The sequence below is a fragment of the Ruegeria sp. BHSC037 genome (assembly GCF_059613045.1).
In genome coordinates this window covers 13,453-26,378 of sequence record NZ_JBXWRT010000008.1, presented here as the reverse complement: position 1 = coordinate 26,378, position 12,926 = coordinate 13,453, and the positions used below count along the sequence as shown (strand labels likewise).

Genomic DNA, 12,926 nt, shown 5'->3' with positions numbered 1-12,926 from the left:
GGGCTGTCTGCCCCCTCTTGGCCCGTTGGGCCAATTCACCCCCGAGGATATTTTGGGCCAGATGAACAGCGCGACAGCATTGAAGGACAGGTTGGTGGCGCAGGCCCGGGCCGAGGGGTTCGTGTCGTGCCGGATCTGCCGCCCGTGGGACGTACCGGAGGTGCCTGCGCGGTTGGCCGCCTTTCTGGCGGCGGGCTATCACGGGCAAATGGGTTGGATGGCCGAGCGGACCCATTGGCGGGGGGATCCGGCGAAGCTGTGGCCCGAGGCGCGCTCGGTCATCATGCTGGCCGAGAGTTACACGCCGGATCATGATCCGACCGAGGTTCTGGGGCGACCCGATCGCGGGGCGATCTCGGTCTATGCGCAGAACAGGGATTACCACGATCTGGTCAAGAAGCGGCTGAAGCGGCTGGCCCGATGGCTGATTGCCGAGGCTGGCGGCGAGGTAAAGGTGTTCGTCGATACCGCGCCGGTGCCCGAGAAAGCACTGGGCCATGCGGCCGGGCTGGGGTGGCAGGGCAAACATACCAATCTGGTCAGCCGCGATTGGGGCAATTGGGCCTTTTTAGGGTCTGTTTTCACCACTCTGAACCTGCCGGCAGATCCACCGGAAGTGGATCATTGCGGGTCGTGTCGGGCCTGTCTGGATGCCTGTCCGACGGATGCTTTCCCGGCACCCTATCAGTTGGATGCGCGGCGCTGCATTTCCTATCTGACCATCGAGCACAAGGGGCCGGTGGATCAAAAGCTGCGCGGCAAGCTGGGCAACCGGATCTATGGCTGTGATGATTGCCTGGCCGCCTGTCCGTGGAACAAGTTCGCGGTGGCGGCCAGCGACATCCGCTATGCCGCGCGCAAAGACCTGATGGCGCCGCCGCTGGCGGAATTGGCCGGGTTGGACGATGCGGCGTTCCGGGACAAGTTCTCGGGGTCTCCGATCAAGCGGATCGGGCGCGACCGGTTCGTGCGCAACGTTCTGTATGCCATCGGCAATTCCGGGTCGGCCGAGTTGATTCCGGTCGCGCAGGCGCTGACCGAGGATCCCGATCCGACGGTGGCCGACGCGGCGCGCTGGGCGGTCGAACAACTGTCGTGAATGCCGCAAACAGGCTGGACGCGTCGGTTCAATCCGCTACACCCGTGACTGCGAACAGGATGGAGACCCCGATGGCGTTGGCTTTGGGCGTGGATACCGGTGGAACCTACACCGATGCGGTGCTGATCCGGGACGAGGAAGAGGTGATCGCCTCGGCCAAGTCCCTGACCACGCGCGAGGATCTTGCGATCGGCGTCGGGCGGGCGATCCAGGCGGTGCTGGACCGGGCGCAGGTCGCACCCGGCCAGATCTCGATGGCGTCGCTGTCGACGACGCTGGCCACGAACGCGCTGGTCGAGGGGCAGGGCGGGCGCGTTGCGCTGATATATGTTGGGTTTCGGGATGGTGATCTGGACAGGCATGGGCTGCGCGATGCGCTGAAGGGCGACCCGGCGCTGGTGATCGCGGGCGGGCACAGCCATGCCGGGGCCGAGGCCGCGCCGTTGGATACAAGGGCGTTGACCGAATTTCTGGACCAGCAGTCCGGGATTTCCGGGTTTGCGGTCGCGGCCCAGTTCGCCACGCGCAACCCCGCGCATGAGCTTGAGGTTGCGCGGATCATCACCGAGAAGACCGGCGCGCCTGTGACCTGCTCGCATCAGTTGTCGGCCAAGCTGAACGGGCCGAAACGTGCGGTGACGGCGGTGCTGAACGCGCGTCTGATCGGAATGATCGACCGCCTGATCGGCCGGGCTCAGGATGTTCTGCACGAGCTGGGCATCGACGCGCCGATGATGGTAGTGCGTGGGGACGGAGCCTTGATGAGCGCCGAGCAGGCGCGGGAACGGCCGATCGAGACCATCCTCAGCGGTCCGGCGGCCTCGATCGTGGGCGCGCGGTGGCTGACCGGAGTTCAGGACGCGCTGGTTTCGGATATCGGAGGGACGACGACCGATGTGGCGCTGATCCGCGATGGTAAACCCGCGATCGACCCGGCGGGCGCCCGGGTTGGCGGGTTCCGCACCATGGTCGAGGCGGTGGCGATGCGCACTCATGGTCTGGGCGGTGACAGCCAGGTGCATGTATTGACCGAGGGCCTGCGCGGCGGCGTTTTCCTCGGTCCGCGCCGGGTGCTGCCGGTGTCTCTGATCGCGGCCCAGGCGCCCGAGGTGGTCCATGCCGCGCTGGACGAGCAGTTGCGCGCGACCACGGTGGGCGAGCACGATACCCGTTTCGCCCGCCGCGTGCCCGGCATCCACGCCGAGGGTCTGGGCCCGCGCGAGGCGGGGCTGTTGGAGCGGCTGGGAGATAGGGTTCTGCCCCTGAGCGCCCTTTTGCGCACCCGGATGGAAAACGGTGCTTTGACCCGGCTGGTGGACCGCGGGATCGTTCAGGTCTCGGGGGTGACGCCGTCGGATGCCAGCCACGTTCTGGGGCGTCTGTCCGATTGGGATGCCGATGCCGCGCGCAAGGCGCTGGAGTTGATTGCGCGCCGGCGTGTGGGGTCGGGCGACCGACTGGCGGGCTCGGCCGATGAACTGGCCGGGATGATCGTGGATCAGTTGACCGAACAGACCGTTTTGACCTTGTTAGAGACTGCTTTTGCAGAAGAGGCCGAGGCGTTCGGCCTGCCGCCCGAGGATCTGGCGCGCCATGTGCTGACCCGGCGGGGCTTGCGCGGGCATCGCGGTCTGCTGGCGCTGGATACGAAGCTGAACGTGGATGTGGTCGGGCTGGGGGCCTCGGCGCCAAGCTATTACCCGGCGGTCGGTGAGCGGCTGCGCTGTACCATGGTGCTGCCCGACCATGCCGGGGTGGCCAATGCGATCGGGGCCGTCGTGGGGCGCTTGACCATGCGGCGGGCGGGCACAGTGACCGCCCCGTCCGAAGGCCGGTACCGAGTGCATCTGAACGACGGGCCGCAGGATTTCCCCACGCCCGAACCCGCGCTGGACCTGCTGGAGGCTGAACTGCGTCGCGAGACCGAAAGCGCCGTGCGCGAGGCCGGTGCCCAGGATGTCCGCGTGATCGTCAACCGCGACATCCGCACCGCCCGGATCGAGGGCAAGGATGTCTTTGTCGAGGCGATGCTGACCGTCGAAGCCAGCGGCCGCCCGCGGGTGGCCGTCGGCTGACCGCTATTCTGCAGCGCTGCTGCGTTTGGGCAGAACCCAGTCCGGGCGCGGGAAGTGGCAGGTATAGCCATTGGGGATACGCTGAAGGTAGTCCTGATGCTCGGGCTCGGCCTCCCAGAAATCGCCGACGGGTTCGACCTCGGTCACGACCTTGCCGGGCCACAGCCCGCTGGCATCCACATCGGCGATCGTGTCCAGCGCGATCTGTTTCTGGGTCTCGTCGCAGTAATAGATGGCCGAGCGATAGCTCATTCCGATGTCATTGCCCTGGCGGTTCACGGTGGTCGGGTCGTGGATCTGGAAGAAGAACTCAAGCAGATCGCGATAGGTGATCTGCGCGGGGTCGAACCAGATCTCGATCCCTTCGGCATGGGTGCCGTGGTTGCGATAAGTCGCGTTGGGCACGTCGCCGCCGGTATATCCGACGCGGGTGCGCAGAACGCCGGGCAGCTTGCGGATCAGATCCTGCATGCCCCAGAAGCAGCCTCCGGCCAGAACGGCGCGTTGTTCGGTCATTTCGGGTCCTCCACTTGATCGAGGTATTCGCCATAGCCCTCGGCCTCCATGTCGTCACGATGGATGAACCGCAGCGCGGCGGAGTTGATGCAGTAGCGTAGCCCACCCTGGTCCAGCGGACCATCGGGAAACACATGGCCCAGGTGGCTGTCGCCGTGTTTCGAGCGGACCTCCGTCCGGATCATGCCCAGCGAGCGGTCCTCAAGCTCGGTGACGTGGTCATGCACGATGGGTTTGGTGAAACTAGGCCAGCCACAGCCCGATTCGTATTTGTGGGTCGAGGCGAACAGAGGTTCACCCGATACGACATCCACATAAATGCCCGGTTCCTTGTGGTGAAGGTATTTGCCGGTGCCGGGGCGTTCGGTCCCGTTGCGCTGGGTGACGTGGAATTCCTCGGGCGAGAGGGCGGCGACAACCGATGGATCTTTGGTATATTTTGACATGGGTCCTCCGGCGTTATTCCTTTCCCGAGATAATTGGGGTGCGCCGCGACAAAAGCAAAGCCCTGTTTTGCCCGGCTCGCGCGATCGTGCGGGTGATCTGCCGCCGTTCTTCGTGCGTATCAATGACAAAGAGGAGGTCAAGCCATGTTCAGAATGCTGCTGTTGTCTGCCCTGTTGCTGATCGGCCGGATGGTGCAGGCCGCGCCTGTGTCCGGAGAGTTCGCTTCAATTGATGGCGGCACGCTGTCGCTGTCGGATTGGCGCGGCCAGCCGGTTCTGGTGGTCAACACGGCCTCGCAATGCGGGTTCACCGGGCAATATGCTGGGCTGCAAAAGCTGCAGGACACCTATGGATCCGAGGGTTTGGTGGTTCTGGCGGTCCCGTCGGATTCCTTCAACCAGGAATTGGAAACCGCCAGCGAGGTCAAGGAGTTCTGCGAGTTGAACTATAACCTGACCCTGCCCATGACCGACATCACCCCCGTGACCGGCCCGCAGGCCCACCCGTTCTACAAGGCGGTCGCCGCCGAGACCGGGTTTGTGCCCAACTGGAATTTCAACAAGATCCTGCTGAGCCCCGAAGGCGAGGTCGTGGCGACCTTTGGGTCGACGACGCGGCCGGACTCCCGCAAGCTGCGCCGTCAGGTCGAGGCCCTGCTGCGCTGAACCGGCTGGCGTGACAACTGCACGGCCAGAATGCCCAGCGTGGTGACCGCAACACCGACGGCATCCATTGCGCCCAACCGTTCACCCAGAAGAATCGCGGCGATCGTGACCCCGAACACCGGGTTGAGGAAATGGAAGGTCGCCGCGCGGATCGGCCCGATCCGGTTGAGCAGCAGGAACCAGATCAGCGTGGCCAGCAGGCCGGGGAACAGGGTCGTGTAGGTGAAGGCCAGCGCCAGCGGCCAGGTCGGGCGGACATAAATCGTCTCGAACAGCGGGGCGGCGATGAACAGAACCGCCGAGCCGACGAACATCTGCAGGCCGACGACCATCATGAAGTTCCCGCCCGAGGTCGCCCCGCGCACGGCCAGCGTGGCGAAAGTCAGAGCCAGCGCGCCCAGCCCGCAGAGGGCAACGCCGAACAGGTCGATCCCGGCGCTGATCCGGCTGCTCATGATCAGGGCCACACCGGCGAACCCGGCCAGCAGCCCCAGGACACCCAGCGGGCGCAACCGTTCCCCGAACAGCAGCCAACCGGCCAGCGCCACCAGCAGAGGCATGGTCGATGCGATGATCGCCGCGACCGAGGCCTCGACCGTTTGCATCGCATAGAAATTCAGACCCAAATACAGGGCATTCTGGCAGATTCCGAACAGGATGGTCGCGTACCATTGCGACCGCGTCAGGCGCCAGCTCTGGCCCATGGCCGCGGCGATGGCGACACCCAGGATGCCGGAAATCAAAAAGCGCACGGCCAGCGAAAACAGCGGCGAGGCATCCGCGACGATGATCCGCGCCGAGGTGAAGGCCGACGACCAGATGAAGGCAAAGGCCAGCCCCATGGTGATGGCGCGCGGATCCATGACAAGCCTCGTTTGAATTCCGTGGCGACTGTTCCCGATTTTCTCTGGGTCTGCAACCGGCGGATGGCAACGTGCGCATAGAAAAAGGGCCGCGAAACCGCGGCCCCTGTTTCGTACCACCTTGGGGTGGGATCAGCTGTTGACGCTGTCCTTCAGGGCCTTGGCGATGGTCATTTTCACGACCTTGTCGGCCTCTTTGGTAAAGGTCTCACCGGTGGCCGGGTTGCGCACCTGACGCTCGGGGCGCTCGCGGCAGTAGATCTTGCCGACGCCCGGCAGGGTCACGGCGCCACCGGCCGAAACTTCGCGGGTGATCAGGTTGGTGATCGCTTCCAGCGCCGCGTTCGCGGATTTCTTGTCGGTTCCCATTTCCTCAGCGAGAGCAGCAACCAGCTGAGTCTTCGTCATAGGCTTTGCCATTTCTTGGTCTCCTTAACGTGCCCGATCTATTGGGCCTCACCGCGTAACTGTAACGGGATATTGTGGGCGAACACAACGAATAGTAGCGCCGAACCCCCAAAAAATATGGGGATTTCGTTGCTTTTTTGCGTCAGAGGAAGGCCGTTTCATCGAACGAGCGCAATTTCCGGCTGTGCAGACGTTCCAGCGGCATGCCCCGCAGGTGTTCCATCGCCCGGATTCCAATCGCCAGATGGCGGCCGACCTGAGTTGTATAGAACTCGGACGCCATGCCCGGCAACTTCAATTCGCCATGCAGGGGCTTGTCGGACACGCACAGCAAGGTACCGTAGGGCACGCGGAACCGATAGCCGTTGGCGGCGATCGTTGCGCTTTCCATGTCCAGCGCGATGGCGCGCGACTGGCTCAGCCGTTGCACCGGGCCGGATTGGTCGCGCAGTTCCCAGTTGCGGTTGTCGACCGAGGCCACCGTGCCGGTGCGCATGATCCGCTTCAGCTCATAGCCGTCCAGCTCGGTCACTTCGGCCACGGCGCGTTCCAGCGCGACCTGAACTTCGGCCAGCGGCGGGATCGGCACCCAGACGGGCAGGTCGTCGTCCAGCACCTTGTCTTCGCGCAGATAGGCATGGGCCAGCACAAAGTCGCCCAGGGCCTGCGTGTTGCGCAGCCCTGCGCAGTGGCCAACCATCAGCCAGGCATGTGGGCGCAGCACCGCGATGTGGTCGGTGGCGGTTTTGGCGTTGGATGGCCCGACGCCGATATTGACCAGCGTGATCCCCGACCCGTCGGCGCGTTTCAGGTGATAGGTCGGCATCTGCGGCAGCTTCAGCGGCTGGTCCAGCGGCGCGTCGGGGTCGGTGATCTCGACATTCCCGGTCGAAACGAAACTGGTATAGCCGCTGTCCGGGTCGGCCAGTTGCGCGCGGGCATAGTTCTCGAATTCCGAGACGTAGAACTGGTAGTTTGTGAACAGAACGTGGTTCTGGAAATGGTCCGGGTCGGTGGCTGTGTAGTGGGCCAGCCGGGCCAGCGAGTAATCGATGCGTTGCGCTGTGAACAAGGCCAGCGGGCCGACGCCATCCAGCGGTTCGTGCACACCGTTGACGATGTCGTCATTGGTGGTGGTCAGATCGGGCACGTCGAACACGTCGCGCAGGGTGAACCCCGCCGCACCCTGATGCGGAACCACCAGATCGGGGTTGCCGGCCACGGCGAAATGCACCGGCATCGGCGTGGTCGATGGGCCGATGGTCACCGGCTGGTTGTGGTTCTTGATCAGCAGCGCGATCTGCTGCGTGAGGTAAGACCGGAACAGATCCGGCCGGGTTACCGTCGTGGCATGGACCCCTGGCTCGGACACGTGACCAAAGCTCAGGCGGCTGTCCACATGCGCGTAGGACGCCGTACGGATACGGATTTCTGGGTAATAGGCTCTGTACCGGACCTTGGGCGCGCCGCTTTCCATCGCCTCGGCAAAGCTTTCGCACAGAAAGGCGGTGGCCTCGTTATACAGCTCTTCCAGCCTCGCAACGGCTGCGGCGGCATCGGTGAAAATCTCGGGGTCCCGTGGTTCGGGCGTTGTTATTTTTGTCATGCGAGGGGTTCCAGAAGGTCAATTTTTTCGAATGTACGGACATCCACCAGTCCCAGATCGGATATCCGCAGTTCGGGGATCACGACAAGGGCCAGCAGCGAGTGCTGCATATAGGCATTGTTCAGCTGACAGCCGCAGGTCTGCATCGCCTCGACCATCTTTTGCGCCTTGGCCGCGACGCCGGAGGCCGGGCTGTCGGACATCAGGCCGGCGATGGGCAGTTCGACCAGCGCCAGCTCTTCGCCATCTCGGAAGATGGTGATGCCGCCGCCCACTTCGGCCAGACGATTGGCGGCCAGCGCCATCTGCTCGCGGTCGGTGCCGACCACGATCATGTGGTGGCTGTCATGCGCCACGGTCGAGGCCATGGCCATCCGGCCCTGATAGCCAAAGCCCGAGACGAAGGCGTTGGTGACGCCGCCCGTGGCCCGGTGCCGCTCGACCAGCGCGATCTGGCAGACATCGCCTTCGCCCTCAACCAGCCCGCCGATGATCGGCAGCTCGGCCTTCAGCGCCTGGGTGGGGGCCTGGTTTTCCACCACGCCGATCACGTTGGCGCGGACGCGGTTGGCGCCCTCGGGCGCGGGGATCTCGAAATCGGCGGCGGTCAGGGCATGGCCCAGATGTACTGTGTTGCGCGCCCGGTCGGGCCAGTCGTAATGCGGGCAATCCACCTTGATCGCGCCATTTTCGGCCACCACCTGTCCGCGCGCGATGACCATCTCGATCGGCAAGTCGGTCAGGTCCGAACTGAGGATCACGTCCGCCCGGCGGCCCGGCGTGATCGAGCCGATCTCGCGCTCCAGCCCGAAATGGGTGGCGGTGTTGATCGTGGCCATCTGCAGCGCGATCAACGGGTCGCAACCGCAGGCGATGGCATGACGGACGACGCGGTTCATGTGGCCCTCGTTCACCAGCGTGCCCGAATGGCAGTCATCGGTGCACAGGATGAAGTTGCGCGGGTCCAGCCCTTTTTCGGTGACGGCGGTGATCTGGCTTTCCACGTCATACCAGGCCGAGCCCAATCGCATCATCGACCGCATCCCCTGCCGCACCCGGGCAATGGCGTCGGCCTCGCAGGTGCCTTCGTGGTCATCCGCCGGACCGCCGGCGACATAAGCGGCAAAATCAGGCCCTAAATCAGGGGATGCATAGTGTCCGCCCACGGTCTTGCCCGCGCGCTGGGTGGCGGCGATTTCGGCCAGCATTTTGGGGTCTGCATGGATCACGCCGGGAAAGTTCATCATCTCGCCCAGCCCGATGATGCCGGGCCAGGTCATCGCCTCGGCCACGTCTTCGGCGGTGATCTCATAACCGGTGGTTTCCAGACCCGGCGCCGAGGGCGCGCAGGACGGCATCTGGGTAAAGATGTTGACCGGCTGCATCAGCGCTTCGTCATGCATCATCCGCACGCCGTCCAGCCCCAGCACGTTGGCGATCTCATGCGGGTCGGTGAACATCGACGTCGTGCCATGCGGGATAACAGCGCGGGCGAACTCGGCCGGGGTCAGCATGCCGGATTCGATGTGCATATGCGCGTCGCACAGGCCGGGGATCATGTAGCGGCCTTTGGCCTCGATGATCTGCGTGTCGGGGCCGATGCAGTGGCTGGCGTCGGGGCCGACATAGGCCACGCGTCCGGCGGCGATGGCGATGGCATGATCGGGCAGCGCCTCGCGGCTGTGTACGTTGATCCAGATCCCGCCGCGAATGACCATGTCGGCGGCTTCGCGGCCGGCGGCAACGGCGATCAGGCGGGGGGCGACGTCGGGCCAAGAGGGGAAGGGTGCGTATTCCATGGCACAACTTTCCCGAATGCATCGGAAGGTGCAACCCCTGCCGTGCCACCTTCATGAAACCGTCATCCGGCCCGGGCGCGGGGCAGCAAATGCTTGATCCGCGCCGCGATGCGGGGTCTGGTAAGGGCATGGACTACGAAACCATAAATGCCGACAGTTTCGGCCGCAGCCTGCGCGGGATCGGGCTGAACCTGCTGGTGCGCGACGTGCGGGCGGAATGCGCTTTTTTAGAGACTGTTTTTGGCCTGAAATCCCATCAAGTGACGGCGGATTACGCCATCGTCACCTATGGCGATCAGGTGTTTCAGCTGCATTCGGACGGCACCTATCATTCCAACCCGCTGCTGGGGCTGGTTCCCGAAACGCCCCCACGCGGTGGCGGGATCGAGATCCACCTGTACGATACCGACCCGGACGACGCGGCGGAGCGCGCCCGGTCCGCTGGCGCGGTCGTCCTGCAGGAGCCGACCGACAAGCCCCACGGCCTGCGCGAGACCTATATCCTGTGCGAGAACGGCTATGCCTGGGTTGCCAGCCGCCCCAAGGACGGATGAAGGTCAGGCGAGGTGTTGCTCGGCGGCGATTTCCGCCTGGATCCATTCGGCAAAGGCTACGGCACCCGGCGTCTCCTCGGCCTGAGGCGACAGCAGAAGGTAGTAGGCTTCGGGCATCGGCGCGCGATGCTCGAACGGCGCGATCAGACGGCCTTCGTCCAGAAGGCGCTTTGCGATGGTATCATGGGTCAGGCACAGCCCGCCTCCGGCCATCGCGACGGACAGGCCGACCATATAGGTCGTGGCGTAAGTAATCGGCGGATTTTCCCAGTTTAGACCCTGATCTTCGGCCCAGCTGACCCAGTTCGACAGAAGGTTCGAACAGTCGTACAGCGGTTGCTGCTGAAGGTTTTCCAGCGTGACCGGATAGTCGGGGGCACAGACGGGGTAGTAGTGATCGCTGCGCAAAAGCTCAGTGCGGACCGTGTCGGCCGGGCGCAGGGAATAGCGGATTTCCACCGCCGCGCCTTCGGCCATCTCGCGCGGCTCCCACAATTCGGTGAAGATGTTCAGGTGAACATCGGGGTGCAGGGCGCGGAACGCGGGCAGGCGGGGGGCCAGCCAGTTCACCGAAAAGGTGATGTTGCATTGAACCTGAACGGTATTCTGCTGCTGCCCGGTCACGGCCTGGGTGCCGCGTACCAGCGTCCGGAACGCTTCGCGCACCACGGGCAGATAGGTGATCCCGGCCTCGGTCAGTTCCAATGCGCGGGGGCGACGGTGAAACAGGGGCTGGCCCAGATAACCCTCGAGTGACTTGATCTGCTGGCTGACGGCGCTTTGCGTCATGTTCAGATCGCGCGCCGCGCCGGTGAAGGACAGGTGGCGGGCCGCGGCCTCAAAGGTCCGCAGCCAGCCAAGCGGGGGAAGAGGGTTCTGAGGTTTCATAATCCAACCATAAGCTCAGCTAATGCCAAAACACCAATTTTTTCGTTGGTCAATTGCGCCCCGGCCCGGCACGGTTTGTATCAGCCCTCTGCCCAAGCCTAACGGAGCCTCCGGATGAGCGTCACCAATCTGAAGCCGAATATCGACCATTGGCAGGAGCGCGTGGACATGGCCGCGGCCTTCCGTTGGACCGAAAGGTTGAACATGCATGAAGGGGTCGCCAACCATTTCAGCCTTGCCGTGAACGAGGGTGGCACGCAGTTCCTGATGAACCCGAACCAGATGCATTTCGCGCGCATCCGTGCCTCGGACCTTCTGCTGCTGGATGCCAACGATCCCGACACGATGAGCAAGCCCGGCGCACCGGACCCCACCGCATGGGGGCTGCATGGCTCGATTCACCGCAGGTGCCCGCATGCGCGTTGCGTGATGCATGTGCATTCGATCTTTGCCACCGTCCTGGCCTCCTTGGCCGACAGCACCCTGCCACCGATCGACCAGAACACAGCAACCTTTTACAACCGCTATGTCATCGACGAGGAATTCGGCGGTTTGGCCTTTGAAAGCGAGGGTGAGCGTTGCGCCGCAATGCTGCAGGACCCGAAAAAGAAAGTCATGATCATGGGCAACCACGGTGTGCTGGTGATCGGCAGCGATGCGGCAGATGCCTTTAATAGACTCTATTATTTCGAGCGCGCCGCCGAGACCTATGTTCGCGCCCTTCAGACGGGCCGGCCGTTGCGGCTGCTTTCGGACGAGATCGCCGAAAAGACCGCGCAGGAGTTGGATGACTATCCGGGGCAGGCCGAGGCCCATCTGCGCGAGATCAAGGCCGTTCTGGATGCCGAAGGCTCGGATTACGCCACCTAGAGGGTTTTGCCATGACCGATGCCTCGCATGATCCCGAAGCTGCCCGCTGGCACTATCGGCCATCTGATCCAGTGGCGTTGAACCCTTTGTTCAGCTGGCCGCCCAGACCGATGGCGGTAGTGAAATGGTACAGCGGTGCGTGGTTGCAGATCACCGCGCTGACCCTGTGCATGGTGTTGGCGCTGACAGCTTATGTGCTTTTCCTGCCGCCGCTCGAGGCGATGCAAAGCTTCGCACCTGGTTGGATGTTCCGCATCTGGCTGCTGAACATGGTGCCTCAGATCCTTGTTGCGGGTGGGCTGCATTGGTGGCTCTACATGCGCAAGGGCCAGGGTATGTACAAAAAGTTCGATCGCCGCGACCTGACGCGCAACAACGGCATCTTCACCTTCAACAACCAGGTCTGGGACAACATCTGGTGGACGCTGGGCAGCGCCATGACGGTGGCGACCGTCTATCAATGGGGCATCTACTGGGCGATGGCCAACGGTTGGGTGCCAACCGTCTCATGGGAACAGGCGCCGGTCTGGTGCGTGGTCTGGATGCTGTTCATCCCGATGTGGTCCGGGCTGCATTTCTATTGGGTACACCGGCTGGAGCATCACCCGAAACTGTTCAAGCATGTGCATGCCGTGCATCACCGGAACGTCAATGTTGGTCCGTGGTCGGGCATCTCGAACCACTGGTACGAGAACCTGCTGTATTTCACGACCTATTTCATCCACCTGATCGTGCCGTCGCACCCGCTGCATCTGCTGTTTCACGCCTATTTCCAGCAGGTCAGCCCGATCCTGTCCCATTCGGGGTTCGAGAAGCTGAAAGCGGGGGAAACCGAAGCGGCACGGGCGGGCGACTTCTTTCACCAGCTGCACCACCGGTATTTCGAGTGCAACTATGGCACTTCCGAGATTCCCTTCGACCGGTGGTTCGGCACCTATCACGACGGCTCGGCCGAGGCGACGGAACGCACCCGCGCCTACAAGAAAAGGCGGTTCGGCTGAAGGGCGCCTGCAGCATCCCAAGTCGTGATACCGCTTGGACAAGCCGCCGATGGGCGGCTTTCCGTTTTTGACGGGTCTTTACCTTGCTGCCCGGGGTCTGATAGACACCGCTGGTCCGGATGAACCGGGCGCCGG

At 63.7% G+C, this 12,926-nt stretch carries 13 protein-coding genes; 6 read left to right on the top strand and 7 right to left on the bottom strand.

The genetic code is table 11. The features are described 5' to 3' along the window. The first annotated feature begins 61 nt into the window (after positions 1–61). Both queG and AC2FMN_RS09530 read left to right on the top strand, forming a co-directional pair. On the top strand, positions 62–1,099 hold the full coding sequence (queG, locus tag AC2FMN_RS09535; protein ID WP_496683182.1) for a tRNA epoxyqueuosine(34) reductase QueG: 1,038 nt from the start codon (positions 62–64) through the stop codon (positions 1,097–1,099). A gap of 71 nt (positions 1,100–1,170) precedes the next feature. Beyond that, entirely contained in the window at positions 1,171–3,174 is a 2,004-nt protein-coding gene (locus tag AC2FMN_RS09530; RefSeq protein WP_496687723.1) for a hydantoinase/oxoprolinase N-terminal domain-containing protein, read from the top strand. Between the two features lie 3 nt (positions 3,175–3,177). Here AC2FMN_RS09530 and msrA read toward each other — a convergent pair whose 3' ends face one another. Continuing rightward, positions 3,178–3,690: a peptide-methionine (S)-S-oxide reductase MsrA gene (msrA, locus tag AC2FMN_RS09525; RefSeq protein ID WP_170391424.1), complete on the bottom strand. Its 513-nt coding sequence runs from the start codon at positions 3,688–3,690 to the stop codon at positions 3,178–3,180. Beyond that, positions 3,687–4,136 (bottom strand): peptide-methionine (R)-S-oxide reductase MsrB, encoded by a 450-nt coding sequence (gene msrB / locus AC2FMN_RS09520; protein WP_496683177.1) that lies wholly within the window; start codon positions 4,134–4,136, stop codon positions 3,687–3,689. Before msrB ends, msrA begins: the two co-directional genes overlap by 4 nt. 144 nt (positions 4,137–4,280) lie before the next feature. Between msrB and AC2FMN_RS09515 the strand changes: the two genes are divergently transcribed. Next, positions 4,281–4,802, top strand: coding sequence for a glutathione peroxidase (locus AC2FMN_RS09515; protein ID WP_496687720.1), 522 nt, complete (start codon positions 4,281–4,283; stop codon positions 4,800–4,802). Here the strand turns inward: AC2FMN_RS09515 and AC2FMN_RS09510 are convergent. From AC2FMN_RS09510 to ade, 4 genes are all read right to left on the bottom strand, one after another. Then, complete coding sequence (locus tag AC2FMN_RS09510) at positions 4,778–5,665, bottom strand: DMT family transporter (RefSeq protein WP_496687718.1); 888 nt, start codon at positions 5,663–5,665, stop codon at positions 4,778–4,780. The genes AC2FMN_RS09515 and AC2FMN_RS09510 overlap by 25 nt on opposite strands. 132 nt (positions 5,666–5,797) lie before the next feature. Then, on the bottom strand, positions 5,798–6,085 hold the full coding sequence (locus AC2FMN_RS09505; RefSeq protein WP_005979685.1) for an HU family DNA-binding protein: 288 nt from the start codon (positions 6,083–6,085) through the stop codon (positions 5,798–5,800). Positions 6,086–6,215: 130 nt separating this feature from the next. Further along, positions 6,216–7,679, bottom strand: coding sequence for an AMP nucleosidase (locus AC2FMN_RS09500; RefSeq protein WP_496687715.1), 1,464 nt, complete (start codon positions 7,677–7,679; stop codon positions 6,216–6,218). Continuing rightward, positions 7,676–9,478 carry an adenine deaminase gene (gene ade / locus AC2FMN_RS09495; RefSeq protein WP_496687712.1) on the bottom strand — a complete coding sequence of 601 codons (1,803 nt, stop codon included), beginning with the start codon at positions 9,476–9,478 and terminating at the stop codon, positions 7,676–7,678. The genes AC2FMN_RS09500 and ade overlap by 4 nt, the downstream gene beginning before the upstream one ends. 128 nt (positions 9,479–9,606) lie before the next feature. Here ade and AC2FMN_RS09490 point away from each other — a divergent pair, with 128 nt between their 5' ends. Further along, positions 9,607–10,032, top strand: coding sequence for a VOC family protein (locus AC2FMN_RS09490; RefSeq protein ID WP_496687710.1), 426 nt, complete (start codon positions 9,607–9,609; stop codon positions 10,030–10,032). A 3-nt stretch (positions 10,033–10,035) separates the two neighbouring features. Here AC2FMN_RS09490 and AC2FMN_RS09485 read toward each other — a convergent pair whose 3' ends face one another. Beyond that, positions 10,036–10,920: a LysR substrate-binding domain-containing protein gene (locus tag AC2FMN_RS09485; protein ID WP_496687707.1), complete on the bottom strand. Its 885-nt coding sequence runs from the start codon at positions 10,918–10,920 to the stop codon at positions 10,036–10,038. Positions 10,921–11,034: 114 nt separating this feature from the next. Here AC2FMN_RS09485 and AC2FMN_RS09480 point away from each other — a divergent pair, with 114 nt between their 5' ends. Both AC2FMN_RS09480 and AC2FMN_RS09475 read left to right on the top strand, forming a co-directional pair. Further along, positions 11,035–11,790: a class II aldolase and adducin N-terminal domain-containing protein gene (locus AC2FMN_RS09480; protein ID WP_496687705.1), complete on the top strand. Its 756-nt coding sequence runs from the start codon at positions 11,035–11,037 to the stop codon at positions 11,788–11,790. Between the two features lie 11 nt (positions 11,791–11,801). Further along, a complete protein-coding gene (locus AC2FMN_RS09475; protein ID WP_496687703.1) occupies positions 11,802–12,791 on the top strand; it encodes a sterol desaturase family protein in 990 nt (329 codons plus the stop codon). Positions 12,792–12,926: the final 135 nt, after the last annotated feature.

Bases quoted from the DNA above. Each gene is read 5' to 3' on its own strand.
- AC2FMN_RS09490 (WP_496687710.1), top strand. From the start codon at position 9,607: ATGGACTACGAAACCATAAATGCCGACAGTTTCGGCCGCAGCCTGCGC.
- msrB (WP_496683177.1), bottom strand. From the start codon at position 4,136: ATGTCAAAATATACCAAAGATCCATCGGTTGTCGCCGCCCTCTCGCCC.
- AC2FMN_RS09480 (WP_496687705.1), top strand. From the start codon at position 11,035: ATGAGCGTCACCAATCTGAAGCCGAATATCGACCATTGGCAGGAGCGC.
- AC2FMN_RS09500 (WP_496687715.1), bottom strand. From the start codon at position 7,679: ATGACAAAAATAACAACGCCCGAACCACGGGACCCCGAGATTTTCACC.
- AC2FMN_RS09475 (WP_496687703.1), top strand. From the start codon at position 11,802: ATGACCGATGCCTCGCATGATCCCGAAGCTGCCCGCTGGCACTATCGG.
- AC2FMN_RS09485 (WP_496687707.1), bottom strand. From the start codon at position 10,920: ATGAAACCTCAGAACCCTCTTCCCCCGCTTGGCTGGCTGCGGACCTTT.
- queG (WP_496683182.1), top strand. From the start codon at position 62: ATGAACAGCGCGACAGCATTGAAGGACAGGTTGGTGGCGCAGGCCCGG.
- AC2FMN_RS09510 (WP_496687718.1), bottom strand. From the start codon at position 5,665: ATGGATCCGCGCGCCATCACCATGGGGCTGGCCTTTGCCTTCATCTGG.
- ade (WP_496687712.1), bottom strand. From the start codon at position 9,478: ATGGAATACGCACCCTTCCCCTCTTGGCCCGACGTCGCCCCCCGCCTG.
- AC2FMN_RS09515 (WP_496687720.1), top strand. From the start codon at position 4,281: ATGTTCAGAATGCTGCTGTTGTCTGCCCTGTTGCTGATCGGCCGGATG.
- msrA (WP_170391424.1), bottom strand. From the start codon at position 3,690: ATGACCGAACAACGCGCCGTTCTGGCCGGAGGCTGCTTCTGGGGCATG.
- AC2FMN_RS09505 (WP_005979685.1), bottom strand. From the start codon at position 6,085: ATGGCAAAGCCTATGACGAAGACTCAGCTGGTTGCTGCTCTCGCTGAG.
- AC2FMN_RS09530 (WP_496687723.1), top strand. From the start codon at position 1,171: ATGGCGTTGGCTTTGGGCGTGGATACCGGTGGAACCTACACCGATGCG.